The organism is Mycobacterium sp. NGS54 (assembly GCF_059812465.1).
Genome location: NZ_JCALCS010000002.1, coordinates 644,085 through 669,905, shown reverse-complemented (window position 1 = coordinate 669,905; position 25,821 = coordinate 644,085). Strand labels below are relative to the sequence as shown.

Below are 25,821 nucleotides of genomic sequence, written 5' to 3'. Positions count from 1 at the left end.
ATATTGCCCGGCCGTCACAGAGCGTCCAACATCACGTTTCGTTCGGTTGGCGCCGGGGAACCAAGAGGTCTACGGTGTCCGTTGGCATAGAGAAGCGCCGAGGCTTTATCACCACTGTCAGGAGGGGCCATGGGGGCCCAAGGGTATCTACGCCGGCTCACCCGTCGATTGACGGAGGACCCGGAGCAACGTGACTCCGAAGAGCTGTCGGGCGAAGTCGACAGCGCCGGCGCGCAGCGTGCGATCGATTGCGAGCGTGGCCAGGAGGTCACCATGATCGGCACGTTGCGCAGCGTGGAAACGAACGGCAAGGGTTGTTCCGGCGGGGTCCGCGCGGAACTGTTCGACGGCACCGACACGGTCGCCCTGGTGTGGTTGGGGCAACGCCGCATCCCCGGCATCGACTCCGGCCGCACGCTTCGGGTGCGGGGCCGGCTGGGCAAGCTCGAGAACGGGACCAAGGCCATCTACAACCCGCACTACGAAATTCAGCGGTGACCCTTTCCAGCGAACGCTTGCTGGACCAGGTCGGCGGGGTGAGCGGCGTCATCTACTCGTCGCTGCCGGTGGTCGTATTCGTGGCGGTGTCCAGCCTTTCCGGCTTGTTGGCCGCCATCGCGTCAGCGCTCGGCGTGGCGGTACTGGTGTTGGTGTGGCGGCTCATCCGGCGGGAATCGACCCAGCCGGCGTTTTCGGGGTTCTTCGGCGTCGCCATCTGCGCGCTGATCGCCTACCTGGTGGGGCAGTCCAAGGGCTATTTCCTGCTGGGCATCTGGATGTCGTTGTTGTGGGCGGTGGCTTTCGCGGGCTCGGTGCTGATCCGCCGGCCTCTCGTCGGCTACGCGTGGAGCTGGGCCACCGGCCGTGACCGGGGCTGGCGCGCCGTGTCGCGGGCCGTGTACGCGTTCGACATCGCCACGCTGTGCTGGACTCTGGTGTTCGCGGCGCGCTTCGTGGTCCAGCGGCTGCTCTACGACGCCGACCAGACCGGTTGGCTCGGGGTGGCGCGGATCGCGATGGGCTGGCCGCTGACGGTGCTGGCCGCGCTGGCGACGTACGCGGCGATCAAGGCCGCGCAGCGTGCCCTGCCGGCCCGTGAGGAAGCCGAGACCGCGGTCGACTGACCAGTCGCGCGGGGAGCGCGCGTTGAGTGTGAATCGTGGGCATTGTGTGTGAGCCCTGGGCGCAAAAATCGGCGAAATCCCGCCCTGAACGCACGCCGAAAACCGCCACGGCACACGCAAAGCGCGGAAACCTGGCCGACTAGTCGCCCGGCGCCGCTTCCGGCAGCAGCAACTTCTGCAGGTCCTCCTCGGCCTCGGTGACCGCGACGAAGAGCAGTTCGTCGCCGCCCTCGAGCGGCTCGTCGGCTTCCGGCACGATGACCCGCGGGCCGCGCAGGATCGTCACCAGCGCCACGTCGCGCGGCAGCTGCAGCCGGCGCACCGGCTTGCCGCCCCACGGCGTGTCGTCGGGCAGGGTGATCTCGACCAGGTTGGCCTGACCCCGGCGGAATTCCATGAGCCGCACCAGATCACCGACGGCCACGGCCTCCTCGATCAGCGACGCCAGCATCCGCGGCGTGGACACCGCCACGTCCACGCCCCAGGCGTCGGTGAACAGCCATTCGTTGCGCGGGTCGTTGACCCGGGCCACCACCCGTGGCACGGCGAACTCCGTCTTGGCCAACAGGGACAGCACCACGTTGACCTTGTCATCGCCGGTCGCGGCGACGACGACGTCGAAATCCTCCAGGTGCACCGACTGCAGCAGGCTCAGTTCGCAGGCGTCGCCGAGGCGCCAGTGCGCGGCCGGGATCGCGTCGACGTCGACGTGCTCGGGGTTGCGTTCGATCAGCGTCACGTCGTGGTTGTTCTCTAACAGTTCGCGGGTGACCGACCGGCCGACCGCGCCGGCTCCGGCGACTGCCACTTTCATTTGTGGGCTCCCGCGTCGAGGTCCTCACTGGGGGGCAGCGCCGCGATGGCCACCGCCTCGGCCGCGCGACCGGAAATCGCCGCGAGGTAAACCTGATCGCCGGCCTGGATGACGGTCTTCGGCTCGGGCAGCACCCCGGTGCCGAACCGGATCAGGAACGCGACCCGGCCGCCGGTGGCCTGCTCGAGCTCGGTGGCCCGGTGCCCCACCCAGTCCTCGTGCAACTCGACCTCGGCGACGGCGACCGTGCCGGTCGGGTCACGCCACTTGGTCATCTCGCCTTCCCGGGTGAGCAGGTGGAGCAGGCGGTCGGTGGTCCAGGGCACGGTGGCGATCGTCGGGATGCCGAGGCGCTCGTAGACCTCGGCGCGCTTGGCGTCGTAGATGCGGGCGACGACGCGCTGGACGCCGAACGTCTCCCGGGCCAGCCGGGCCGAGATGATGTTGGAGTTGTCCCCGGAGGACACCGCGGCGAATGCGTCGGCCCCCTCGACGCCCGCGCTCAGCAGCACGTCGCGGTCGAAGCCCTGGCCCAGCACCCGCTCGCCCGCGAACTCGGGGCTGAGCCGGTTGAAGGCGGTGCTGTCGCGGTCGATCACCGCCACGTCGTGGCCGATCCGGGACAGGCCGTCGGCCAGCGAAGAGCCCACCCGGCCGCAACCCATCACAACCACGCGCACTTGAGGTCCTCTCGGCTGGGTCCCGCCCGTCGGAGAACATTGTTGCCTACGAAACGCTAGCAAGCTCTGGTGGGCTTACTCTTGGCTCTCGTGTCCAAACTTTCGACCGCTGCACGCCGGTTGCTCATCGGCCGGCCGTTTCGCAGCGACCGGCTGAGTCACACACTGCTGCCCAAGCGGATCGCCTTGCCGGTGTTCGCCTCCGACGCGCTGTCCTCGGTGGCCTACGCCCCCGAGGAAATCTTCCTGATGCTCTCGGTTGCCGGCCTGTCCGCGTATGCGCTGGCGCCGTGGATCGGTCTCGCCGTGGCCGCAGTCATGCTGGTCGTGGTGGCCAGCTACCGGCAGAACGTGCACGCCTACCCGTCGGGCGGGGGCGACTACGAGGTGGTCACCACCAACCTCGGCGACACCGCCGGCCTGGTGGTCGCCAGTGCCCTATTGGTGGATTACGTTCTCACCGTTGCCGTTTCGACCGCCTCAGCGATGTCCAACATCGGCTCGGCCATCCCGATCGTGGCCGAACACAAAGTGTGGTTCTGCGTGGCGGCCATCCTGTTGGTGATGGCGATGAACCTGCGCGGCGTCCGCGAGTCCGGATTGGCATTCGCCATTCCGACCTACGCGTTCATCGTCGGTTTGACTGTCATGATCGGCTGGGGACTGTTCCGGGCTTTCGTACTCGGTGATCCGCTGCGGGCCGAATCAGCGGGTTTCCAGATGCATGCCGAGCACGGCCAGATCATCGGTTTCGCCTTGGCGTTCCTAGTGGCGCGGTCGTTCTCCTCGGGCTGCGCGGCGCTGACCGGTGTGGAGGCGATCAGTAACGGGGTGCCGGCGTTTCAGAAACCCAAGTCGCGCAACGCCGCCACCACACTGCTGATGCTCGGCGCAATCGCGGTGAGCCTGTTTATGGGCATGATCCTGCTGGCCAAGAAGACTGGTGTCCAAGTCGTCGACGATCCCGCCAGGCAGCTGGCGGGAACGCCGCCGCACTATTACCAGAAGACTCTCGTCGCGCAGCTCGCGCAGGTGGTGTTCGGGAGCTTTCACATCGGCTTCCTGCTGATCGCGGCTGTGACCGCGCTGATTCTGGTGCTGGCGGCCAACACCGCATTCAATGGATTCCCGGTGCTTGGGTCGATCCTGGCGCAGCACAGCTACCTGCCGCGCCAGTTGCACACGCGCGGAGACAGGTTGGCGTTCTCCAACGGAATCCTGTTCCTGTCCGGGGCCGCCCTGCTGGCGATCATCGCGTTCCGCGCCGAGCTCAGCGCGCTGATCCAGCTTTACATCGTCGGCGTGTTCATTTCTTTCACGCTGAGCCAGATCGGCATGGTCCGCCATTGGACCCGGCTGCTGCGCACCGAGACCGACCCGCGTGCGCGGCGCAAGATGATGCGCTCCCGGGTGGTCAATACGGTCGGATTGATCGCCACCGGCGCGGTGTTGTTGGTCGTTTTGGTGACCAAGTTTGTCGCCGGCGCCTGGATCGCGCTCTTCGCGATGAGTTTGCTCTTCATCATCATGAAGCTGATCCGCAAGCACTACCACACCGTCAGCCGGGAGCTGGAGGAGCAGGAGGCCGCCCAGCACGACGTCGTCCTGCCCAGCCGCAACCACGCGCTGGTGCTGGTGTCCAAGCTGCACCTGCCGACGCTGCGCGCGCTGGCCTACGCGCGCGCCACCCGCCCGGACACGCTCGAGGCCCTGACGGTCAGCGTCGACGACGCGGAAACCCGCGACCTGGTGCACAGGTGGGAGGAAAGCGATATCAGTGTGCCGCTCAAGGTCATCGCCTCGCCGTATCGCGAAATCACCCGCCCGATACTGGATTACGTCAAACGGATCAGCAAGGACTCCCCGCGCACCGTGGTGACGGTGTTCATCCCCGAGTACGTGGTGGGCCACTGGTGGGAGCAGGTGCTGCACAACCAGAGCGCGCTGCGGCTCAAGGGCCGGTTGCTGTTCATGCCCAACGTTATGGTGACTTCCGTTCCGTGGCAATTGAATTCGTCGGAGCGGCTCAAGGCCCTCCAGCCGCACGCGGCACCCGGCGACGCCCGACGCGGAATCTTCGACTGAGCACTGCGTTGAAGCCCAACACACTGACGCTGGTGACCGGCGCCCCGGCCAACGGGGGCAGTTGCGTGGCGCACCACGAGGGCCGGGTGGTGTTCGTCCGCTACGCACTGCCCGGCGAACGGGTGCGGGCGCGCGTCACCGCCGAGCGCGGATCCTATTGGCACGCAGAGGCAGTCGAGGTGATCGAGCCGTCGGCCGATCGGGTCGAGTCGATGTGCCCCATCGCCGGGGTCGGCGGCGCCGGTTGCTGCGACCTGGCGTTCGCCGCGCCGGCGGCAGCCCGCGGGCTCAAGGCGCACGTGGTGGCCAATCAGTTGCAGCGGCTGGGCGGCCACCAATGGAGCGGCGCGGAGGCGGGCGCCGAGCCGCTGTCGGACTGCGGCCCCAGCGGTTGGCGCACCCGGGTCCGGCTGGACGTGGGCGCGGATCGCCGGCCCGGCTTCCACCGGTACCACAGCGACGAGCTGGTGTCCGACCTGCGCTGCGCGCAGCTACCGCCGGGGATGCTGGACGGGCTGGCTCATGATTCGTCCGGTGCCGATTGGCCCGCGGGCGCGCAGCTGCACGTGGCCGTCGACGACGACGGCCAGCGCCACGTGGTGCGCACCCTTCGCCAGGGCGGGCAGACCGCGACCGCGGTCTCGGAGGGTGGCTACGAGGCGGTGCAGCGGGTGGGCGGGCGCACCTGGCGGGTGCCGGTCACCGCGTTCTGGCAGGCGCACCGGGACGCGGCCGAGGTCTACAGCGCCCTGATCGCGGACTGGGCGCAACCCGCCGCTGGCATGACTGTCTGGGACCTCTACGGCGGCGCCGGCGTGTTCGCCGCCGTGCTCGCCGATGCGGTGGGGGAGTCGGGGCGCGTCATGACCGTCGACACCTCGCGCTCGGCGACGCGGGCCGCGCGAACCGCGCTGGGCGACCTGCCGCAGGTCGACGTCGTCACCGACTCGGTCCGCCGGGCGCTGACCACGCGGGGCGCGAGCGTCTCGAAAGCCGACGTCGCGGTGCTGGATCCGCCGCGGGCCGGCGCCGGGCGCGAGGTCATCGACCTGCTGGCCGCGGCCGGGGTCCCGCGCGTCGTTCACATCGGCTGCGAGGCAGCGTCTTTCGCGCGCGATATCGGCCTCTACCGCGGCCACGGCTATGCCGTCGAGCAGATCAGGGTGTTCGACGCGTTCCCGCTGACCCACCACACCGAGAGCGTGGCGCTGCTGACGCGTTAATTTTCCGCATCGAGACTGCGCTCAGAGCGTGCCGCACGGCGTTTCGGGCGATCTGCACGCAGTCTCGGCGGGGGCCCGGGCTCAGGCCAGCACGAAATACCGCAGCCACAGGTACAGCCCGGACAGCGCGGCCGAGATCGCCGTGACGATCGCGCCCTTGCGGGTGAATTCCCAAAACGAGATGGGATTGTCGGCGCGCGCGGCGAGCCCGAGCACGATGACGTTGGCGCTGGCGCCGACGGCGGTCAGGTTGCCGCCGAAATCGGTACCGATCGCAAGCGCCCACCACAGCACCCCGGGGTTGACGTGGTCTCCCAGCGCCGGCACCAGGTCGGCGACGATGGGGGCCATCGTCGCGGCGTACGGCACGTTGTTGACGACGCCGCTGATGACGAGCGACGCAACCAGAATCACCATGGTGGCCAACAGGGTGTTGCCGCCGGTCGCGGTGATCGCCAGGTGCGCCAGCTGCTTGACGACGCCCGTCTTCACCAGCGCGCCGACCATGACGAACAGGCCGGCGAAAAACAGCAGTGTCTCCCACTCGACGTTGGACAGGTAGTCGGAATGTTCCAGCCGCGACACCACGATCAGGATGCCGGCGCCCAGCAGCGCGACGATGGACGGTTCCATGTGCAGCGCCGAGTGGCCGATGAACGCCGCGAACACCGCCACCAACACCACCCCGCAGGCGATGAGCAGCCGGCGATCGCGAATCGCCTCCTTCTCTTCCAGCGACATGACGTCGGCGACCCGCTCGGGGTCGACGGCGAACGAACCGCGAAACAGCCGCGGCAGCAACGCGATCAGGACGGCCATCACGATGATCACGATCGGCGCCAGGTGGATGAGGAAGTCGTTGAAGCTCAGGCCGGCCTTGCTGGCGATGATGATATTCGGCGGGTCGCCGATCAGGGTCGCCGTGCCGCCGATGTTCGACGCGAACGCCTCGGCCATCAGGAACGGCGCCGCGTTGATCGCCAGCCGGTCACACACCAGCAGAGTCACCGGGGCGATCAGCAGCACCGTGGTGACGTTGTCGAGCAGGGCCGACGCGATCGCGGTCACCAGCACCAGCAGGATCATCACGCGCAGCGGGGAGCCGCGGGCCCGCTTGGCCGACCAGATCGCGACGTACTCGAACACACCGGTTTGCCGCAGCACGCTGACGATGATCATCATGCCCAGCAGCAAAAAGATGACGTCCCAATCGATTCCGGTCTCGTGGGAGTAGAAGACGTCGTCGGAGTTGATGATCGGCATCGCGACGACGATCGCGGCGCCGGTGAGCGCGACCAGGGTCTTGTTGACGCGGTCGCTGGCGATCAGCACGTAGGCGACGACGAACACGACGACCGCGACGACGCTCATCGAATGTCCTGTGTGCTCAAGGTTTCAGTGTTTGAGTGCGGCGGCCAATAGACGCGATGCGGTGATGACGCCGACCAGTGTCTCGTCTTTGACCACGGCGATCAGCGGGCTGCGCAGCCGGGCCATCATGGCGGCCACCTCGATGATCGTGTCGTCCGCGTGCGCCCACGGCACATCGGTCAGGTGGTCGGGCAACATGTCCCCGACCGTCTTCCCGCCCAGCTTGTCGGCGGCCCGGTCGGCCATGGACTCGTTGAGCACGCCGGCCAGTGACGGGTCGTCCTGCACGTATTTCGGGACGATGAACCGCACCACCTGGGAGGCCGGCAGCACCGCGGAGGGCTTGCCGGACGCGTCGGTGACGACGATCCCGGGCAGCCTGTGCTCGGCGAGCAGGCGGGCGGCGTCGATGGCGTCGGAGTCGACCGTCACGACCGGGAAGTCCTCGGCGAGTTCCGCGGCGCGCATAGGGCAAACAATAGTCGGGTAGTGATCCGGCCGTGCCTGCGTAGACTGACGGGATGCTGGAACAGATCCGCGGGCCCGCTGATCTGCAGTACCTCTCCCAACAGCAGCTCCGCGACCTGGCAGCCGAGATTCGCCAGTTCCTGATCCACAAGGTCGCTGCGACCGGGGGGCATCTCGGGCCCAACCTCGGCGTCGTCGAGCTGACGCTGGCGCTGCACCGCGTATTCGACTCGCCGCACGACCCGATCATCTTCGATACCGGCCACCAGGCCTACGTGCACAAGATGCTGACCGGGCGCGCCAGCGACTTCGAGAGCCTGCGCAAAAAAGGCGGGCTGTCGGGGTACCCGTCGCGCGCCGAGAGCGAACACGACTGGGTCGAGTCCAGCCACGCCAGCGCCGCGCTGTCGTACGCCGACGGCCTGGCCAAGGCGTTCGAGCTGAGCGGGCACCGCAACCGGCACGTGGTGGCCGTCGTCGGCGACGGCGCGCTCACCGGCGGCATGTGCTGGGAGGCGCTGAACAACATCGCCGCCTCGCACCGCCCGGTGATCATCGTCGTCAACGACAACGGCCGCAGCTACGCGCCCACCATCGGCGGCGTCGCCGACCACCTGGCTTCGCTGCGGCTGCAGCCCGCCTACGAGCAGGTGCTGGAAAAGGGCCGCGAGGTCGTGCGCTCCATGCCGCTGTTCGGCAAGATCGCCTACCGCTTCATGCACAGCGTCAAGGCGGGCATCAAGGACTCGCTGTCGCCGCAGCTGATGTTCACCGATCTGGGACTGAAGTACGTCGGCCCGGTCGACGGCCACGACGAACACGCCGTCGAGATGGCGCTGCGGCACGCCCGCGGCTTCGGGCGACCGGTGATCGTGCACGTCGTCACGCGCAAGGGCATGGGGTACGCGCCGGCCGAGGACGACGAGGCCGAGCAGATGCACTCGTGCGGCGTGATCGACCCGGCCACCGGCCAGGCCACCAAGATCGCCGGCCCGGGCTGGACGGCGACCTTCTCCGACGCGCTCATCGGCTACGCCCGCAAGCGCCGCGACATCGTGGCGATCACCGCGGCGATGCCCGGCCCCACCGGGCTGACGGCGTTCGGCCAGCAGTTCCCGGATCGCCTGTTCGACGTCGGCATCGCCGAGCAGCACGCGATGACGTCGGCGGCCGGCCTGGCGATGGGTGGCATGCACCCGGTGGTGGCCATCTACTCGACGTTCCTCAACCGCGCCTTCGACCAGATCATGATGGACGTGGCGCTGCACAAGCTGCCCGTCACCATGGTGCTCGACCGTGCCGGGATCACCGGTTCCGACGGCGCCAGCCACAACGGCATGTGGGACCTGTCGATGCTGAACATCGTGCCCGGCATCCGGGTGGCCGCGCCCCGCGACGCCACCCGGCTGCGCGAAGAGCTGGGCGAGGCCCTCGATATCGACGACGGTCCGACGGCACTCCGCTTCCCCAAAGGCGATGTGGGCGAAGACATTCCGGCCCTGAGACGCGAGGGCGGTGGGGTCTCCGGTATCGATGTGCTCGCGGTGCCCGCCCCCGGGTTGAACCACGACGTGCTGCTCGTCGGCGTCGGTGCGTTCGTGCCGATGGCGCTGGAGGTGGCCAAGCGGCTGCACAACCAGGGCATCGGCGTGACGGTGATCGACCCGCGCTGGGTGCTGCCGGTGTCCGACGGCGTCGTCGAACTGGCGGCGCAACACAAGCTGGTCGTCACGTGCGAGGACAACGGCGTCAACGGCGGCGTGGGATCGGCGGTGTCGGCCGCGCTGCGCCGCGCGGAGATCGACACGCCCTGCCGCGACGTCGGGTTGCCGCAGCGGTTCTACGAGCACGCCTCGCGCGGCGAGGTGCTCGCCGATTTCGGGCTGACCGACCAGGACATCGCCCGCCGCATCACCGGTTGGGTCGCGGCGCTGGGCAGCAGCGTCACCGAAGCGGAGATCCGCGAACACCTCGACTAGTGGCGGCGGGCGCCGCTAATCGGCGTCTTCCGGCGGCTGCAGCGCCCGCGCCAACACCGGGTCGACGAGTTCTCGCTGCCACGCTCGCGCCTGCCCGGCGCGCAGAAACGCGTCGACCGCCTCGTCCGGGTCGGGCGCCGGTTCCCAGTCCCAGCACAGCCGTCGCACCAGGTCCGGTGCGACCAGGTTTTCCGTCGGGACGTCTACCCGCTCCGACACTTCGCCCAGCGCGGCCCGGGCCGCCTCCAGCCGCGCCGCGGCCTCCGGCTTGCGCCGGCTCCACCGCGACGGCGGCGGCGGCCCGTTGGGCGCCTCGGCCTCGTCGGGCGGGTCCTGGGTCTGCCGGGCCGCTTCCAGCGCCGCCAGCCAGACCTCGGCGCTGCGGCGCTGGTTGCGCCCACCGAACACCGGCAACGCGACGAGGTCCTCGACGGTCTTCGGGTTGGCCAGCGCGGCGTCGATGATCGCCGAATCCGGCAGCACCCGCCGCGGCGCGATGTCGCGGCGCTGCGCGATCCGGTCACGCGTCGTCCACAATTCGCGGACCGCCGCCAGGCCCCGCCGGTCGCGCACCCGATGGATGCCCGACGTTCGGCGCCAGCGGTCCCGCTTCACCACCGGGGCGGCGTCCCGGGCGCCCACATCTCGCAGATAGTCGAATTCCTCTGCGGCCCAACCGGTTTTGCCCTGCTCATCGAGCACGCCGGAGATCGCCGCGCGCAGCTCGATCAGCAATTCCACGTCCAGCGCCGCGTAGTTCAGCCACTCGCCGGGCAGCGGGCGCTTGGACCAGTCGGCCGCGCCGTGGCCCTTGACCAGCCCGAGCCCCAGCAGCCGCTCCACCATGGTCGCCAGGTTCACCCGGTCGAAGCCGGCCAGCCGCCCGGCGAGCTCGGTGTCGTAGAGCGCCGGCGGCCGCATGCCCACCTCGGCCAGGCACGGCAGGTCCTGATCCGCGGAGTGCAGGATCCACTCGTCGGTGCCCAGCACGTCGGCGACCGGCCGCAGCGCGGTCAGCGGGTCGCCGCCGTGGCTGACCGGGTCGATGAGCACGGTGCCGGCCCCGGCGCGCCGGATCTGGATCAGGTAGGCCCGGTTGGAGTAGCGGAAGCCCGACGCCCGCTCGGCGTCCACCGCGAACGGCCCGCGCCCGCGGTCCAGGAGTTGCGCCGCCGCCTCGATCTGCCGGACGCTCACCGCCAGATCGGGAACCCCCTCGGCCGGGCGCAGTAGCGGGGTGGCTTCAGGGGTGGCTTCGGGCGCGGTGCTATCGGCCCCGGGGGGCCCCGGTTCGCCCATGTCAGGCGCGTGAGCGGGAGCTCAGGCTGGTGACTCCCGACGGCGGCAGGCCCGCGGCGTGCTCGAGCACCTCGCAGAACGCCTCGACGTGCGCCCCGACGTCCGGGGTCGTGGCCGTCCACGACGCCCGCAGCTCCAGCTGGTGGGCCCGCGGCGGTCCGGAGATGTCGCCGTAGCGCACCGAGGTGGTGGCGGTGACGGTGCCGCCGAGGGCCGTGGTGTGCTCGAGCCGCGACTCCAGCGCGTCGACCAGCCAGCTCCACGCCACCTCCGGCAGCAGCGGATCGACGGCCTCGCTGGGATCCAGGTCGGCCTGGATGTAGGCGACCAGCCGGATCGTCCCGTCCCACGCGTCGGCGCCGTCCGGGTCGTAGAGCAGGATCAGCCGGCCGAACGCGTCGCCCTCGGATCGCTCCGGGACGATTTCGAGGTCGGGGTGCTTGACCTCGGCGCCCAGGGCGTAGCTGAAGGGCGCCAGGCGCTGCGGTGGACGGATCGGGCCCAGCTCGATCTCCGGCCGCACACTGACGGCGTTCATCGCCGCGACCGCCTCGCGGAATGGGGCCGGTTCAGTCGAGCTCACAGCGTTCGACGCTAGACCCATCACCCGACACGGGAAAACAGGCGCGCCGAGTTTCGCGCCCGTCGCGACCAACCCGTTACCAGGGGTTTTCGCGGCCCCTCCAAGGACGTCGTGCCTGATCAGGGCGTTGTTCCCCCGGTGAATCGGGCGGGGCGCTTCTCGCGGTGGGCGGCGAGGCCCTCCCGGACGTCGGGCCCGCTGAAACTGAGGAATTCCAGGCCAAGCGACGTTTCGAAGGCCGGCCCGAACATGCGATACCAGTGGTTGAGGCTGTGCTTGGTCCAGCGGATCGCGTCCTGCGCGCCGCGGGCCAGGTCCTCGGCCAGGCGGGTCGCGGTGGCCAGGACGTCATCGTCGTCGACGCAGGTGGAGACCAGGCCGATGCGCTCGGCCTCCTCGCCGAGCAACGTCTCGCAGGTCAGCAGGTAGTACTTGGCCTTGGCCATGCCGACCAGCAGCGGCCAGCAGATCGCGGCGTGGTCGCCGGCGGCCACCCCGAGCTTGGTGTGCCCGTCGATCAGCTTTGCGGTCCGGCCGGCCACCGAGATGTCGGCGAGCAGCGCAACCACCAGGCCGGCGCCGACGGCGGGCCCGCGGATCGCCGAGACCACCGGCTTGTCGAAGTTGACCATGTTGAGCACCATGTCGCGGGCCTCGCGCATGATGCGGATCCGGCCCTGGTAGTCGCTCATGGTCTCGTCGATCAGGTCGAAGCTGCCGCCCGAGGAGAACGCCCTGCCCTCGCCGCGGACCAGCACGACGCGCACGGCGGGGTCGCGGTCGATCACCGGCCAGATGTCGGCCAGGTCGCGGTGCATCTGGGGCCCGACCGAATTCAGCCCCGGTGCGTCGAGAACCAGGGACAGCACGCCGCTCTCGCTGGGTTCGCAGCGCAGGCTGGGGAACTCGTCGTAACTGATCGGCATTGGCGTGATGTTACGCAGCGGCGATGCCCGCGGGCCGTCGTGGCAGCATTGGAGCCGATGAATACGCGTCGCGACCTCCCCGAGTCGCCGTACCTAGCCGCCGTCACCGGGCGCAAGCCCAGCCGGGTGCCGGTGTGGTTCATGCGGCAGGCCGGTCGCTCGCTGCCCGAGTACCGCGCGCTGCGCGAACGGCACAGCATGCTGGCGGCCTGCTTCGAGCCCGAGGTGGCGGCCGAGATCACGCTGCAGCCGATACGCCGCCACGGCGTCGACGCGGCGATCCTGTTCTCCGACATCGTGGTACCGCTGCGGGCCGCGGGCATCGAGCTGGACATCGTCGCCGACGTCGGTCCGGTGATCGCGCACCCGATCCGCACCGACGCCGACATCGACGAGTTCAAACCCCTTGACCCCGAAGCGATCCGGCCGATCTGCGAGGCGGTTTCGCTGCTCGTCGGCGAGCTGGGCGAGGTCCCGCTGATCGGTTTCGCCGGGGCGCCGTTCACGCTGGCGTCCTATCTCGTCGAGGGCGGCCCCAGCCGTAACCACGCGCGCACCAAGGCGATGATGCTGGCCGAACCGGCCAGCTGGCACGCGCTGATGTCGAAGCTCGCCGACCTCACCGTCGCGTTCCTGCGCGGGCAAGTCGAGGCCGGCGTGGACGCGATCCAGGTGTTCGACTCGTGGGCGGGGACGCTGTCGCTGGCCGACTACCGCCGGTACGTGCTGCCGCACAGCTCAAGGGTTTTCGCGGAGCTGTCCGAATACGGCGTGCCGATGACCCACTTCGGGGTCGGGACCGCCGAATTGCTGGGCGCCATGTCCGCGGCGCTGAAGTGCGGCATGAAACCCGGCCAGTCCACGGTCGTCGGGGTGGACTGGCGGACCTCGCTGGCCGACGCCGCCGCCCGGGTCGAACCCGGCACGGCGCTGCAGGGCAACCTCGACCCGGTGGTGCTGCTGGCGGGCTGGCCGGTGGCCGAACGCGCGGCGCGGGCCGTCGTCGACGACGGGCGCCGCGCCGTGGACGCCGGCGCGGCCGGCCACGTCTTCAACCTCGGGCACGGGGTGCTGCCCGAGACCGACCCCGGCGTGCTGACCGACCTGGTCGCGCTGGTCCACTCGCTATGACCACGCGCTCGTATTGTGTTGTGGGCGGGGGGATTTCGGGTCTGACGGCGGCGTATCGGCTGCGCGCGGCCGCCGGTGACGACGCGACCATCACGCTGTTCGATCCCGCCGACCGGCTCGGCGGCATCCTGCGCACCGAACGGGTGGGCGGTCGGCCGATGGACCTGGGCGCCGAGGCGTTCGTGCTGCGCCGCCCCGAGATGCCGGCGCTGCTGGCCGAGCTCGGCCTGTCCGGGCGCCAAATCGGCACCACCGGCGCCCGGCCGCTGATCTACAGCGGCCACCAGCTGCACCCCCTGCCCGCCGGGACGGTGGTGGGCATCCCGTCGTCGGCGGCCTCGCTGGCCGGGTTGGTCGACGAGGCGACGTTGGCGCGCATCGACGCCGAGCCGACCCGCCCGCTGGCATGGCAGCCCGGCGGCGATCCCGCGGTGGCCGACTTGGTCGGCGACCGGTTCGGCGCGCAGGTGGTGGCGCGGTCGGTGGATCCGCTGCTGAGCGGGGTGTACGCCGGCTCCGCGGCGACGATCGGCCTGCGCGCGGCCGCCCCCGGCGTGGCGGCGGCGCTCGACCGGGGCGCCGCCAGCCTGACCGACGCCGTCCGGCAGGCGCTGCCGCCGGCCACCGGCGCGCCGGTGTTCGGGGCGATCGACGGCGGTTACCGGGTGCTGGTCGACGAGCTCGTCGGGCGTGCCCGGCCGCGCTGGGTCCGGGCCGCGGTGGAACGCCTCGACCCCGCCGCCGAGGCGGGCTGGTCGCTGCTCGACGACACCGGCACCCGCCGGCACGCCGACGCGGTGATCCTGGCCATTCCGGCGCCGCGGCTGGCGGCCCTGCTCGACGAGATCGCCCCGCGCAGCGCCGCCGCGGCGCGGCGGATCACGAGCGCGTCGTCGGCGGTGGTGGCCCTGGCCGTGCCCGCCGATATCCCGTTCCCGAACTGCTCCGGGGTCCTGGTTGCCAGCGGAGAATCCTTGCGCGCCAAGGCGATCACGCTCTCGTCGCGCAAGTGGGGCACGCGCGGCGACACCCAGCTGCTGCGGCTGTCGTTCGGGCGGTTCGGCGACGACGTGGCGGCCGGCACCCCCGATGACGAATTGCTGGGCTGGGCGCTGAGCGACCTGGTCGACGTGTTCGGGCTGACGGTCGACCCCGTCGATGCCCGCGTCCAGCGCTGGATCGACGCCATGCCGCAGTACGGCCCCGGCCACGCCGAGGTGGTCGCCGAGGTGCGCGCCGGCCTGCCGCCGACCCTCGCCGTGGCCGGCAGCTACCTCGACGGCATCGGCGTGCCGGCGTGCGTCGGGGCGGCGGGCCGGGCGGTCGAGGCACTGCGGACGGCAGTGGCACGATAGGAGTCATGGCCAAACTCGATTACGACGCCCTGAACTCGCAGCTTCGCTACCTGATGTTCTCGGTGTTCTCGGTGCGGCCGGGCGAGCTGGGCACTGAGCGCGACGCCGTAATTGACGACGCGACGACGTTTTTCAAGCTGCAGGAGGAACGCGGCGTCGTGGTGCGCGGCCTGTACGACGTGGCGGGCCTGCGCGCCGACGCCGACTTCATGATCTGGACCCACGCCGAACGCGTCGAAGCGCTGCAGGCGACCTACGCCGACTTCCGCCGCACCACCGCCCTGGGCCGGGCCTGCGCGCCGGTGTGGAGCAGCGTCGCGCTGCATCGCCCCGCGGAGTTCAACAAGAGCCACATCCCGGCGTTCCTGGCCGGCGAGGAGCCCGGCGCCTACATCTGCGTGTATCCGTTCGTGCGGTCCTACGAGTGGTACCTGCTGCCCGACGAGGAACGGCGCCGGATGCTCGCCGAACACGGCATGGCCGCCCGCGAGTACAAGGACGTCCGCGCCAACACCGTGCCGGCGTTCGCGCTGGGCGACTACGAATGGATCCTCGCGTTCGAGGCCCCCGAGCTCGACCGGATCGTGGACCTGATGCGCGAGTTGCGCGCCACCGACGCCCGCCGGCACACCCGGGCGGAGACGCCGTTCTTCACCGGGCCGCGCGTGCCGGTCGAGCAGTTGGTGAACGCTTTGCCTTGAGTTAAGCCGAAATCGAGGGGGACACATGACTACTGCGCCGGCGACGATGCAGAGCGAAGCGATGAGGAGGAGCGGCGCCAAATGACCACGTTCGACCCGACCGATCCCACCCGCTTCGAGGAGATGTACCGCGACGACCGGCTGTCGAACGGACTGCCGGCCGCCACGCCGTGGGACATCGGTGGCCCGCAGCCGGTGGTGCAGCAGCTCGTCGCGCTGGGCGCCATCAAGGGTGAGGTGCTTGACCCGGGCACCGGCCCGGGCCACCACGCGATCTACTACGCCGCCAAGGGATACTCGGCGACCGGCATCGACGGGTCGGCCGGCGCGATCGAGCGCGCCCGGGCCAACGCGCAGAAGGCCGGCGTGTCAGTCAATTTCGAGGTGGCCGACGCCACGAGACTGGACGGGTTCGACGGCCGCTTCGACACCGTCGTCGACTGCGCCTTCTACCACACCTTCAGCACCGAGCCCGAGCTGCAGAAGTCCTACGCCCGGGCGCTGCACCGGGCGACCAAGCCGGGCGCGCGGCTGTACATGTTCGAGTTCGGCGAGGGCAACGTCAATGGCGTCAAGATGCCACGGTCGTTGTCGGAGGCCGACTTTCGCGATGTGCTGCCGGTCGGCGGCTGGGAGATCACCTACCTCGGCCCGACGACGTACCGGGTCAACATGAGCATCGAGACGCTCGAAATGATGGCCGCGCGCAATCCCCACGCGGCCGAACAGACGAAGACCATGATGGACTGCTTCCGCGCGGTGCAGCCGTGGCTGCAGGGCGGCCAGGTGCACGCGCCGTTCTGGGAAGTGCACGCCACCCGCGTCGACTAACTGTTGCCGCGCGTCGCGTCGGCCAGGGCGTTGGCAACCCGCTCGCCCTTCTGGTGATGGCTCAGCGCCCTGATCGACACGTCATGGCCTTCGGCCGCCCGCCGCAGCGCGCCCACCGTGGCCTGTTCGCGCGGATGGTCGGCGAACGGGTCGAATGAGTACCAGCGCATGGCGTTTTCGTGGGTCATCTTGTTGATGTCGGTGTCCGCGACGTCGTGCTGGCGCAGCACATCCCAGAGTTCCTCGGGCGCGCCGGGCCACATCGAGTCGCTGTGCGGATAGTCGGCCTCCCACGCGATGTTGTCGATGCCGATCTGGTGGCGCAGCTGGACTCCGACGTGGTCGCTGATGAAGCACGTCAAGAAGTGCTCGCGGAACACCTCGCTGGGCAGCTTGCCGCCGAAGTCCTGGTGCGTCCACGCCGAGTGCATCTCGTAGGTGCGGTCGGCGCGCTCCAGGAAGTACGGGATCCACCCGGTGCCGCCCTCGCTCAGGGCGATCTTGAGGCCCGGATACTTCTTGATCGGCGCCGACCACAGCAGATCCGCGGCGGCTTGCACGATGTTCATCGGCTGCAGCGTGATCATCACGTCCATCGGCGCGTCGGGCGCGGTGACGGCGAGCTTTCCCGATGAGCCGATGTGCACGTTCATCACCGTGTCGGTGTCCACCAAGGCTTTCCACAGCGGCGTCCAGTAGTCGTCGTGGAAGCTGGGATAGCCCAGCACCGAAGGGTTTTCGCTGAAGGTCAGCGCGTGCACGCCACGATTGGCGTTGCGCCGCACCTCGGCCGCGCATGCCTCGGCGTCCCAGATCACCGGCAGGCACATCGGGATGAACCGTGCCGGGTACGCCCCGCACCACTCCTCGACGTGCCAATCGTTGTAGGCCCGCAACAGGGCCAAGCCGAAGTCGTGGTCCTCGGTGGCGAACAGCCGGCCGGCGAACCCGGGAAACGTCGGAAAGCAGATCGAGGCGAAAATCCCGCCCGCGTTCATGTCCTTGACCCGCTCGTCGACTTGCCAGCACCCCGGCCGGATCTCGTCGAGACCCTGCGGTTCGAGGCCGTACTCCTCCTTCGGCCGGCCCGCCACCGAATTGAGCGCCACGTTGGGAATCACCACATCGCGGAATTGCCAGCTATCGCTGCCATCTGCGTTGTGCACCAACCGTGGCGCCTCGTCGGCGTACTTCTTGGGCAGGTGATTGAAGAACATGTCCGGCGGTTCGACGATGTGGTCGTCGACGCTGATCAGGATCATGTCGTCTTTGATCATGTTCGCCCACTTCCCGATTCCCTTACCGTTGGCGCAACGGTACCTCACCGGGCACAGTGGCGAAAGCGTTCGTCGAGCTCGATCTGCGCGCCAAACCCGCATGTCGCGCCGCCGGAGCGCGTAGGCTGCGTTCGCTGGTAGCCGGCGCCGGGGGAGATGACCTGTTGGTCATGGCGCATCGAATTGCGGAGGTATCCCATGTCGTTCGTGATCGCGGCTCCAGACGCGGTGATGGCCGCGGCCAACGATCTGGCGGGCATCGGTTCGGCGATCAGCGCGGCCAACTCGGCCGCGGCGGCCGCCACGACGGGCGTGGTCGCGGCGGGAGCCGATCAGGTGTCGGCCGCGGTCGCGGAGCTGTTCTCCGCCCAAGGGCAGGAATACCAGGCGCTGAGCTCCCAGGTCGCCGCCTTTCACGCGCAATTCGTGCAGAACGTGACGTCGGGCATGGCCGCGTACGCCGGCGCCGAGGCTGCCAACGTGCAGGACAGTCTGCTCGACGCCGTCAATGCGCCCACGCTGGCGCTGCTGGGGCGCCCGCTGATCGGCAACGGCGCCAACGGCGGCACCGTCAACGGGATCGGGCAGCCCGGCGGGCCCGGCGGGCTGTTGGTCGGTAACGGCGGGGCCGGCGGGAACAGCACCGCCCCCGGAGCGCCGGGGGGCAACGGCGGGGCGGCCGGATTGTTCGGCGTGGGCGGCCCGGGCGGCGCCGGCGGCCCCAGCCCGACGGGCGCCGGCGGTAACGGCGGGGCCGGCGGGCCCGGGCTGCTGTTCGGCGGCGGCGGCACCGGCGGCACCGGCGGGTACGGGCTCCTCCAAGGAGGTAACGGCGGGCCCGGCGGGTCCGGCGGGCTGCTCGGCTTCGGCGGACCCGATCAGACGCATGGCAGCGCCGGTGGCGCCGGCGGTCCCGCGGGGCCCAACGGAACAGGAGGGACCGGGGGCGCCGGCGGGACCGGCGGGCTGCTGGGTTCCGGCGGGTTCGGCGGCCCCGGCGGGGACGGCGGAACCGGTGGCAACGGCGGCGCCGGCGGCGGCAGCCTCCTGTGGGGCAACGGCGGGCCCGGCGGCCCCGGGGGCACCGGCAGCACGGGCGACGGCGGTAACGGCGGCACCGGCGGCACCGGCGGCCCGTTCGAGGGCGGCGGGGGCATCGGCGGCGCCGGCGGCACCGGCGTCGGGGGCAACGGCGGCAACGGCGGTAACGGCGGCACCGCGGGCGGCGTCTCCGGCAACGGCGGGCTGGGCGGCGCGGGCGGCACGGGCGTCATCGGACACGGCGGGAACGGCGGCGCCGGCGGCAACTCCAACCCCTACCAGGGCGCCGGCGGGGCCGGCGGCCGCGGCGGCGTCGGCCACACCACCGGCGGCGACGGCGGGGCGGGCGGCAACGGCGCCGGATTCAACGGCTCCGGCGGGGCCGGCGGCATCGGCGGGTTCGGCTACACGACCGGCGGGAACGGCGGGGTCGGCGGCACCGCCGGGCCGATCGGCAACGGCGGGGTCGGCGGCGCCGGCGGGGAGGGCCTGGTCACCGGGGGCAACGGCGGTAACGGCGGCGTCGCCGTGCTGGTCGGCAACGGCGGCAACGGCGGCAGCGCCGGGGGCGGTCCCACTCCGGGCACGCCCGGCACCGGAGGCGCGGGCGGCAGCCTGTTCGGCCAGCCCGGGATGGACGGGGTCTAGGCGCCGGGCGCGCCGGCCCGGCGATTCACGCCTCACCCGTCAGTTTTGTCACCGGACAGTTGGGGTTGACTTCCTGCCCGCCTCATAGCGACTGGCGTGGTGCCGCGCGGCACATGGCGTTGTCGCTCAGAGGCGGGCACGTCGGCACATCCCAGGATTCTTGTGACAATTACGCGCCCGTCGGCACCAACCTCAGCGAGATCGAGTTGATGCAGTACCGCTGATCCGTCGGCGTCGGATAGCCCTCGCCGGCGAACACATGGCCCAGGTGGCTGTGGCAGTTCGCGCACAGCACCTCGGTGCGCGTCGTCCCCATCGAATGGTCGGGGCGCAGGATCACCGCGTCGGAGTTCGCCGGGTCGAAGAACGACGGCCAGCCGCAATGCGACTCGAATTTCTCTGTGCTGCGGAACAATTCGGCGCCGCAGGCCCGGCATTGGTAGATGCCTTCGGTCTTGGTGTCGGTGTATTCGCCGGTGAACGGGCGCTCGGTGCCGGCGCGGCGCAGCACCTCGAACTCCTGCGGGTTCAGCTTTCGGCGCCACTCGTCGTCGGAGAGTTGCACCTTCGGACTCGTCATGCCTCCACGCTAGCGCGCTCGCGGTCGCCAGACAGCCACGCCGGATCGATGCCCTCGTCCAGCCTGTTTTCGGCCTTGGCGTCCAGGTAACGGAAGTAGAGCACTGTGAACACCACGATCAGCAGCAGCGACCAGCCGTAGGTGATCTTGAGGTAGTGCAGCGCGCGGCCGTAGCGCATGTGTTGGTAGATCAGCCAGTCGTCCAGCGCCAGGAAGCCGTAGACACCCAGCCAGGCCGGCCAGTTGCGGATCAGCGAGTTCTGCAGCACCACCGTCATCAGGAACGGGAACAGCATCATCGAGTAGTAGCCCTGGGCCAGCGGCAGCACCAGCCACGAACACAGCAGCAGCACGCCCGACGAGTTGGTGTACCAGAACCGCGGGTCCCGGGTCCGGTAGTAGCGGTACAGCAGCCACAGCGCGCCGATCGCGAGCACGACGAACAGGAGCCGCAGGAACACGATCAGCCAGGTGGGCAGCCCGAAGTACACGCCGTTGCCCTCGATCGAGCTGTTGAAGTAGTCCCGCACTCCGCCGATGTAGGGAAGCGTGCGGGTGACGAAGTCCATCGGGTCGCTGACCAACGGCCACGCCGCGGCGTTGATGACGAGCGGGACGACGACCGCGGGCACCAGCGCCCGCCACTGGCGGTTCAGCAGCGGCAGCAACAGCAGCGGCGCGAGCACGGGTTTGAGCGTCAGCGTCAGCCCGATGGCGACACCCGCCCACCACTGATGGCCCACCCGGCCGTCCAGCAGCCACCGCAGGAACAGCACCTCGGCCAGCAGCACGCAGCCGTTGATGTTGGTGAACACCAGCGTGCTGGTCACGGATTCCGTGCAGAACATAGCGAGCAGCAGCGCGGGGGCGGCGACCGAGGACAGCGTGTAGTTGAACAGCCGCAGGAGCAGATACCACGCGAGCAGGATCGCGACGGTGTTGATCAGGATGAACAGATACCGCGACGGCGTGAAGGACAGGTAGCCGAAGGGCGCCATCAACAGCGTGCCGCCGGGCGGGTACAGGTAGTGCGGGTCGACGTAGTCGAAGTGCTCGTTGTAGATGTCCCAGCCCCGCCGGAAGTTCAGCACCGCCCGGTAGACCGGCTTGAAGTCGTCGGTGATGTTGCCGTTGAGCGTGAGCACGATGCTGCGGTGCAGCACCGACATGATGGCCAACGGCCACAACACCGACCGCACGACGGTCGCGGTGCTCGGTGCGCCGGTGCGGGGACGGAACGCGGCCAGCAGGCAGTCGCGCAGGCCGGTTCGGGTCGAGTCAGCTGCCGTCACGAAGCGCAAAGTATCAGGCGGGACAGTAGGTGTCGGTCCCGGGCAGTTTGCCGCTGTTGAGATAGCCGATCAGCGGCGGGACCGCGCAGGGCGAATAGATGCTGGCGCCGTGGCCGATGCCCTGCCACATCACCCGCTTGCTGGCCGCGTTGGCGTTGATGATCATCGCCGCCGTCGCGGCCGTGCCCTCGTTGCCGACGATCGGATCGTTCTGCACGCCCGCCAACAGGACGTCGACCTTGAGGTCCTTGGGCGGCGCGGGCGGCGGAATGGTGGGCCAGTGCACGCATTTCACCAAGCCGAGCGCGGCGACCGTACCGAATTGGGGATAGAGCTTCGCCCACGCCACCACCAGTTCGCGCACCCGGTCCGGGGTCGGCCGGTTGATGGCATCGCTGCAGGAGTTGACGAACTGGCCGTCCGAGTCGGTGAGGGAGTACGCGTGGCCGATCAGGTTGTTCAGCTGGTTGGCGTCCCCGGAGCGGGCGGCCGCCAGCGCGTTGGCCAGGGCCTGCGTGGCGCCGACGCGTCCTCCGGAGGGGAAGCCCAGCGCGACGGTGATCGCGTTGGCCACCGCGGACACCGGCGCGCCGCCGGGGCCCTTGCCCGCGCGGGCGTCGGCCAGCATCGCGCTGATGGCGCCCTTGGGGTCCGGGCCCAGCGCGCAGTTGACGGCGACGCACTGGGCGGCGAACGCGTCGAGCGCGGCCTGCTGGCCCTTGACCCGTTGCTCGGCGGCGGCTTCGGCGTTGACGCCCAAGGCAATTGGGGAGTCGAGGATCAGCCTTGCGACCCGGTCGGGCCGCGACGCGGCGTAGGCCAGCGCGACCTGCGCGCCGTTGCCGATCCCGACCAGCGCGACGGCGGGCACGTCCCACAGGCTGCGCAGGCGCTCGATGTCGGAGGCGGCGTGCGAGTTGTCGTAGGCCGAGGAGCCCGGGGCGATGGCGTCGGTGCAGTTGGTGGTGGCGGTGTTGGAGATGTCGGACAGGTTGGCGACCGGGTCGTCGCCGTTCTGGAACTGCGCCTGGTCGCGCATCGCCTGGCGGTCGAGCTGGTCGCGGCAGTCGATCGGGCTCGACATCCCCATGCCGCGGCGGTCGACGGCCACGATCGGGTGGGTTTGCAGCACGTCGGCGCCGCCCCGGGCGAGCCAGGCCGGCAACTGCGTCGAGGACGGCAGGTCCGAGCCGGTGGTGAAGACGAGGGGACCGGCGTCGTGCGGCGTCTTGGAGGAGCGGGCGCGGACCACGCCGATGCTGAGCGTCCCCGACCCACCGTTGACGGGGTCGAGGTCGGCGTCGTAGGTCGCGCAGTCCAGCTGCACGTCCGGCGCCGCGGGCACGGCCGCGTCGCCGAACACCTTCGCCGTGCAGTCGCGCCATGACAGGTCGTTCTTGGGCGCGGCGATCCGCGGCGGGCCGGCCGGCGGGGGTTTCGTGGTGGCCGCGCCCTGCGGCCGGGCGCCGGAATTGGTGGCGAAGCGCGGGTCCGCGCCCAGGCCGGGAACGCAGCCGGCGACGAGCGCGGTCACCGCCACCAGGATCGTGGCGGACGCGATCTGCCGACTCATGCCGACAACAGTAGCTATGCCTTGACGTAGCGGGCGTAAAGGTAGCCGGCGTCGTCGGTGAGGAGGTGGGCGCGGCGCATGTGGGTCAGCACCTGGCCGGGGCCCGTCGCGATGCGCCGGGCCAGGCCGCCGACCAGGTAGGGCGCGATGGTCAGGCACAGCTCGTCGAGCAGGCCGCGGTCGACGAACGCGCCGAGCAGCATCGGGCCGCCCTCGGTCAGCACGCGGCGCATGCCCCGCGCCGCCAGGCCGGCCAGCAGGGCGGCCTCGTCGACTTGCCCGGGATCGCCGCCTGAGCAGTCGAGGACCTCGCACAGGTCGCCGAGCCGCCGGCTGGTCTCCGCGGCCGCCGCGGCGCAGGTGAGCACCAGCGGCGGCACCTCGGTGCGGGTGAACACCGCCATGTCCCGGTCGAGGCGGCCCGACTTGGTGACGATCGCCAGCTGCGGGACCTCGCTCTGCCCGCGGGCCTGCCGCCCCTGGCGCTGCGCGACGGCCAGGTGCGCGCCGGAGTAGCCCTCGATGCGCACCGTGCCCGCGCCGACGACGATCACGTCGGCCAGTTCGCGCAGCAGGTTAAAGATGTGCCGGTCGCCCGGCCCGCCCATGGTGCCGCTGCTGCCGTCGGCGGTGGCGCCGCCGTCCACGCTGGTGATGAAATTCGCCCGCACGCAGGTGCCGTCGCGCTCCGGATAACCGTAGAGCCGGGCGAGTTCGGCGTCGTCGATTTCCCGCGCCGAGCCGAGCAGCGTCAGCGCGGTCTCGGGCATGAGTTTGATTGCAGCACGCCGCTACAGTTCCTGCATGCAGGGGGGCCGCGTGGGGCATCTGGTGGATCGGCATCCGACCGCGTCGCCGGAGCGGCTGATCGCCCAATTGCGGCCGCCGCCAACGTTCGCCGACGTGAGCTTCGCGACGTATCGCCCGGACCCGGCCGAACCGAGCCAGGCCGCCGCCGTCGCGGCCTGCCGGGACTTCTGCCGGCAGGCCGTGGAGCGCCGGGCCGGCCGGCGAAAACTGTTGGGCAAGCGGGCCGTGTCACCCGGCGTCGGGCTGTACCTGGACGGCGGCTTCGGCGTGGGCAAGACGCACCTGCTCGCCTCGGCCTACTACCAGCTGCCCGGCAGCGGACCCGAACCGCCAACTCCCAAGGCGTTCGCCACCTTTGGCGAGCTCACCCAGCTCGCCGGGGTGTTCGGCTTCGCCGAATGCATCGAGATGCTGGCCGGTTACACCGCGGTGTGCATCGACGAGTTCGAGCTCGACGACCCCGGCAACACCACCCTGATCTCGCGGCTGCTGTCCTCGTTGGTGGAGCGGGGGGTGTCGATCGCCGCCACCTCGAACACCCTGCCCGAGCAGCTCGGCGAGGGTCGCTTCGCCGCGCAGGACTTCCTGCGCGAAATCAACACGCTGGCAAGCATTTTCACCACCGTGCGGATAGACGGGCCCGACTACCGGCACCGCGGCCTGCCCCCGGTGCCGCCGCCGCCGTCGGACGAGGAGGTCGCCGCGCGCGCCGCGGCCGTCGACGGGGCGACGCTCGACGACTTCGACGCGCTGTGCGCGCACCTGTCCACCATGCACCCGTCGCGGTACCTGACGCTGATCGAGGGCGTGACGGCGGTCTTCCTGACCGGCGTGCACCGCATCGACGACCAGAACGTCGCCCTGAGGCTGGTGTCGCTGACCGACCGGCTCTACGACGCCGGCATCCCGGTGGTCGCCTCCGGTGCGAGGCTGGACACCGTCTTCGGCGAGGAGATGCTGGCCGGTGGCTATCGAAAGAAGTACCTGCGGGCTACGTCGCGGCTGGTGGCGCTGACCCAAGCTCGCGAACCATGACGTAATCGTTTTCGAGGCGGGCGCCCACTCGAAACGTCCTGGTGCCGGTGACCGTGAAGCCGTGCTTGGCATAAAAGCGTTGCGCGCGTTGGTTCGCCTGGTTGACGCCCAGCCACACGCGGCGCACGTGCCACTTCTGCGCGGTGGCAACGGCGAGGTCCATCAGCGCCGCCGACACGCCGGAGCCGTGGTGGTCCGCCAGCACGTAGATCTTCGACAGCTCGGCGGCGTCGTCGTCGGCGTCGCGAATGACCATGGCGTAGCCGAGGATTCGGCCGTCGCGTGCGGCGGTGAGGATCGCGCGGCGCGGGTCGGCCAGGTACTGCGCGAAGCGCTCGGCCGACAGGTTGGTCTCGATGAACGACGCGATGTCTTCGGCAGCCGTCGAGGGCGGGCAGGCCAGCGGAAAGGTTTGTGCGGCAACGGCAGCCAGGTCCCCGGCGTCGACACTACCCGTCGCGAGCGTCAAAGATTCCACTGCGCGAGGTGATAGCCCGTCTTCTTGTCCAGCAGGACGACGGTGGAGACCGGGTCGCGGTAGGCGTCCCAATACACCGCGCCGCGCACGATCGCCCCGTTCGGCGCGTTGACGAGCACGTTGTCCAGCGCGTCGGGCGCATCGGACGCGCGCGGCTTGTAGGCGTCGGCGAACGGGGTCACGCCGTCGAAGCTGAACTCGGTCGCCATGATGAACGGATTGGGCACCCGGACCGCGCGGACCGTCACGTCGGCGCGGTCGACGGTGCTGCCCGGAAAGCTCTTGATCGGAACGCCCTCGCGGGTGTAGCCGAATCCCGGCGGCGGGTCGCACGGGGCCACGCTGCTGACCGTGATGTCGGCGATGTACTTGCCGGTGTCCACCCGCAGGGTGTCACCGATGTGACCGATCGGCGCATCGGACGCCCACGCGCGCGGCGCCGAAACGCTCGCGGCCGCGACGATCAACACGGACAGGGCGATCAGCCAGCGATGCATCCTCGCATGATCGCACAGGG

General features: G+C 70.2%; 25 protein-coding genes. 11 read left to right on the top strand and 14 right to left on the bottom strand.

The features are described from left to right. The first annotated feature begins 129 nt into the window (after positions 1-129). Positions 130-498 carry an OB-fold nucleic acid binding domain-containing protein gene (locus tag AC5Y5E_RS07890; RefSeq protein WP_499879717.1) on the top strand — a complete coding sequence of 123 codons (369 nt, stop codon included), beginning with the start codon at positions 130-132 and terminating at the stop codon, positions 496-498. Beyond that, positions 495-1,124 carry a DUF3159 domain-containing protein gene (locus AC5Y5E_RS07885; RefSeq protein ID WP_499902418.1) on the top strand — a complete coding sequence of 210 codons (630 nt, stop codon included), beginning with the start codon at positions 495-497 and terminating at the stop codon, positions 1,122-1,124. The genes AC5Y5E_RS07890 and AC5Y5E_RS07885 overlap by 4 nt, the downstream gene beginning before the upstream one ends. A gap of 139 nt (positions 1,125-1,263) precedes the next feature. Here AC5Y5E_RS07885 and AC5Y5E_RS07880 read toward each other — a convergent pair whose 3' ends face one another. After that, positions 1,264-1,938, bottom strand: a complete 675-nt coding sequence (locus AC5Y5E_RS07880) for a potassium channel family protein (protein WP_499902417.1) — start codon at positions 1,936-1,938, stop codon at positions 1,264-1,266. Next, on the bottom strand, positions 1,935-2,618 hold the full coding sequence (locus AC5Y5E_RS07875) for a potassium channel family protein (RefSeq protein WP_499902416.1): 684 nt from the start codon (positions 2,616-2,618) through the stop codon (positions 1,935-1,937). Before AC5Y5E_RS07875 ends, AC5Y5E_RS07880 begins: the two co-directional genes overlap by 4 nt. Positions 2,619-2,708: 90 nt before the next feature. On the opposite strand from AC5Y5E_RS07875, the gene AC5Y5E_RS07870 reads away from it, so the two are divergent. Together AC5Y5E_RS07870 and AC5Y5E_RS07865 are read left to right on the top strand one after the other, a co-directional pair. Further along, positions 2,709-4,703 (top strand): APC family permease, encoded by a 1,995-nt coding sequence (locus AC5Y5E_RS07870; RefSeq protein ID WP_499902415.1) that lies wholly within the window; start codon positions 2,709-2,711, stop codon positions 4,701-4,703. Next, a complete protein-coding gene (locus tag AC5Y5E_RS07865; protein ID WP_499902633.1) occupies positions 4,700-5,926 on the top strand; it encodes a class I SAM-dependent RNA methyltransferase in 1,227 nt (408 codons plus the stop codon). The genes AC5Y5E_RS07870 and AC5Y5E_RS07865 overlap by 4 nt, the downstream gene beginning before the upstream one ends. A gap of 81 nt (positions 5,927-6,007) precedes the next feature. Here AC5Y5E_RS07865 and AC5Y5E_RS07860 read toward each other — a convergent pair whose 3' ends face one another. Next, on the bottom strand, positions 6,008-7,297 hold the full coding sequence (locus AC5Y5E_RS07860; RefSeq protein ID WP_499902414.1) for an ArsB/NhaD family transporter: 1,290 nt from the start codon (positions 7,295-7,297) through the stop codon (positions 6,008-6,010). Positions 7,298-7,321: 24 nt separating this feature from the next. Continuing rightward, the gene (locus tag AC5Y5E_RS07855) at positions 7,322-7,765 is read right to left on the bottom strand and encodes a CBS domain-containing protein (protein ID WP_499902413.1); all 444 of its coding nucleotides are present in this window, start codon (positions 7,763-7,765) and stop codon (positions 7,322-7,324) included. Positions 7,766-7,818: 53 nt separating this feature from the next. Here AC5Y5E_RS07855 and dxs point away from each other — a divergent pair, with 53 nt between their 5' ends. Continuing rightward, entirely contained in the window at positions 7,819-9,744 is a 1,926-nt protein-coding gene (dxs, locus tag AC5Y5E_RS07850) for a 1-deoxy-D-xylulose-5-phosphate synthase (RefSeq protein WP_499902412.1), read from the top strand. Positions 9,745-9,759: 15 nt separating this feature from the next. Here dxs and AC5Y5E_RS07845 read toward each other — a convergent pair whose 3' ends face one another. The 3 genes from AC5Y5E_RS07845 to AC5Y5E_RS07835 all read right to left on the bottom strand — a co-directional run bounded on the left by AC5Y5E_RS07845 (position 9,760) and on the right by AC5Y5E_RS07835 (position 12,552). Beyond that, complete coding sequence (locus AC5Y5E_RS07845; RefSeq protein WP_499902411.1) at positions 9,760-11,043, bottom strand: HRDC domain-containing protein; 1,284 nt, start codon at positions 11,041-11,043, stop codon at positions 9,760-9,762. Position 11,044: 1 nt separating this feature from the next. Next, complete coding sequence (locus tag AC5Y5E_RS07840; RefSeq protein ID WP_499902410.1) at positions 11,045-11,647, bottom strand: DUF3000 domain-containing protein; 603 nt, start codon at positions 11,645-11,647, stop codon at positions 11,045-11,047. A 98-nt stretch (positions 11,648-11,745) separates the two neighbouring features. After that, on the bottom strand, positions 11,746-12,552 hold the full coding sequence (locus AC5Y5E_RS07835; RefSeq protein WP_499902409.1) for an enoyl-CoA hydratase/isomerase family protein: 807 nt from the start codon (positions 12,550-12,552) through the stop codon (positions 11,746-11,748). A gap of 57 nt (positions 12,553-12,609) precedes the next feature. On the opposite strand from AC5Y5E_RS07835, the gene hemE reads away from it, so the two are divergent. The 4 genes from hemE to AC5Y5E_RS07815 all read left to right on the top strand — a co-directional run bounded on the left by hemE (position 12,610) and on the right by AC5Y5E_RS07815 (position 16,570). After that, positions 12,610-13,683 (top strand): uroporphyrinogen decarboxylase, encoded by a 1,074-nt coding sequence (gene hemE, locus AC5Y5E_RS07830; protein ID WP_499902408.1) that lies wholly within the window; start codon positions 12,610-12,612, stop codon positions 13,681-13,683. After that, on the top strand, positions 13,680-15,038 hold the full coding sequence (locus AC5Y5E_RS07825; RefSeq protein WP_499902407.1) for a protoporphyrinogen oxidase: 1,359 nt from the start codon (positions 13,680-13,682) through the stop codon (positions 15,036-15,038). Before hemE ends, AC5Y5E_RS07825 begins: the two co-directional genes overlap by 4 nt. A 5-nt stretch (positions 15,039-15,043) precedes the next feature. Next, a complete protein-coding gene (gene hemQ / locus AC5Y5E_RS07820) occupies positions 15,044-15,739 on the top strand; it encodes a hydrogen peroxide-dependent heme synthase (protein WP_499902406.1) in 696 nt (231 codons plus the stop codon). A gap of 81 nt (positions 15,740-15,820) precedes the next feature. Then, complete coding sequence (locus AC5Y5E_RS07815; RefSeq protein WP_499902405.1) at positions 15,821-16,570, top strand: class I SAM-dependent methyltransferase; 750 nt, start codon at positions 15,821-15,823, stop codon at positions 16,568-16,570. Here AC5Y5E_RS07815 and AC5Y5E_RS07810 read toward each other — a convergent pair. Continuing rightward, the gene (locus tag AC5Y5E_RS07810) at positions 16,567-17,847 is read right to left on the bottom strand and encodes an amidohydrolase family protein (RefSeq protein ID WP_499902404.1); all 1,281 of its coding nucleotides are present in this window, start codon (positions 17,845-17,847) and stop codon (positions 16,567-16,569) included. The genes AC5Y5E_RS07815 and AC5Y5E_RS07810 overlap by 4 nt on opposite strands. Before the next feature lie 198 nt (positions 17,848-18,045). Between AC5Y5E_RS07810 and AC5Y5E_RS07805 the strand changes: the two genes are divergently transcribed. After that, positions 18,046-19,536, top strand: a complete 1,491-nt coding sequence (locus tag AC5Y5E_RS07805; RefSeq protein WP_499902403.1) for a PE family protein — start codon at positions 18,046-18,048, stop codon at positions 19,534-19,536. Between the two features lie 169 nt (positions 19,537-19,705). On the opposite strand, the gene msrB is transcribed toward AC5Y5E_RS07805, so the two are convergent. From msrB to AC5Y5E_RS07785, 4 genes are read right to left on the bottom strand one after another with little or no spacing between them, the layout of a single operon-like run. Beyond that, positions 19,706-20,116 carry a peptide-methionine (R)-S-oxide reductase MsrB gene (gene msrB / locus AC5Y5E_RS07800; protein WP_067006504.1) on the bottom strand — a complete coding sequence of 137 codons (411 nt, stop codon included), beginning with the start codon at positions 20,114-20,116 and terminating at the stop codon, positions 19,706-19,708. Further along, positions 20,113-21,417, bottom strand: coding sequence for an arabinofuranan 3-O-arabinosyltransferase (gene aftC / locus AC5Y5E_RS07795; protein ID WP_499902402.1), 1,305 nt, complete (start codon positions 21,415-21,417; stop codon positions 20,113-20,115). Before aftC ends, msrB begins: the two co-directional genes overlap by 4 nt. A 4-nt stretch (positions 21,418-21,421) precedes the next feature. Continuing rightward, a complete protein-coding gene (locus AC5Y5E_RS07790) occupies positions 21,422-22,999 on the bottom strand; it encodes an alpha/beta fold hydrolase (RefSeq protein WP_499902632.1) in 1,578 nt (525 codons plus the stop codon). Then, the gene (locus tag AC5Y5E_RS07785) at positions 22,996-23,751 is read right to left on the bottom strand and encodes a pyrimidine reductase family protein (RefSeq protein WP_499902401.1); all 756 of its coding nucleotides are present in this window, start codon (positions 23,749-23,751) and stop codon (positions 22,996-22,998) included. The genes AC5Y5E_RS07790 and AC5Y5E_RS07785 overlap by 4 nt, the downstream gene beginning before the upstream one ends. Between AC5Y5E_RS07785 and zapE the strand changes: the two genes are divergently transcribed. Continuing rightward, positions 23,750-24,826, top strand: a complete 1,077-nt coding sequence (zapE, locus tag AC5Y5E_RS07780) for a cell division protein ZapE (protein ID WP_499902400.1) — start codon at positions 23,750-23,752, stop codon at positions 24,824-24,826. The two genes, AC5Y5E_RS07785 and zapE, sit on opposite strands and share 2 nt — an antisense overlap. Here the strand turns inward: zapE and AC5Y5E_RS07775 are convergent. Then, positions 24,783-25,304: a GNAT family N-acetyltransferase gene (locus tag AC5Y5E_RS07775; RefSeq protein ID WP_499902399.1), complete on the bottom strand. Its 522-nt coding sequence runs from the start codon at positions 25,302-25,304 to the stop codon at positions 24,783-24,785. The genes zapE and AC5Y5E_RS07775 overlap by 44 nt on opposite strands. Further along, positions 25,292-25,801 carry a hypothetical protein gene (locus AC5Y5E_RS07770; protein WP_499902398.1) on the bottom strand — a complete coding sequence of 170 codons (510 nt, stop codon included), beginning with the start codon at positions 25,799-25,801 and terminating at the stop codon, positions 25,292-25,294. Before AC5Y5E_RS07770 ends, AC5Y5E_RS07775 begins: the two co-directional genes overlap by 13 nt. Positions 25,802-25,821: the final 20 nt, after the last annotated feature.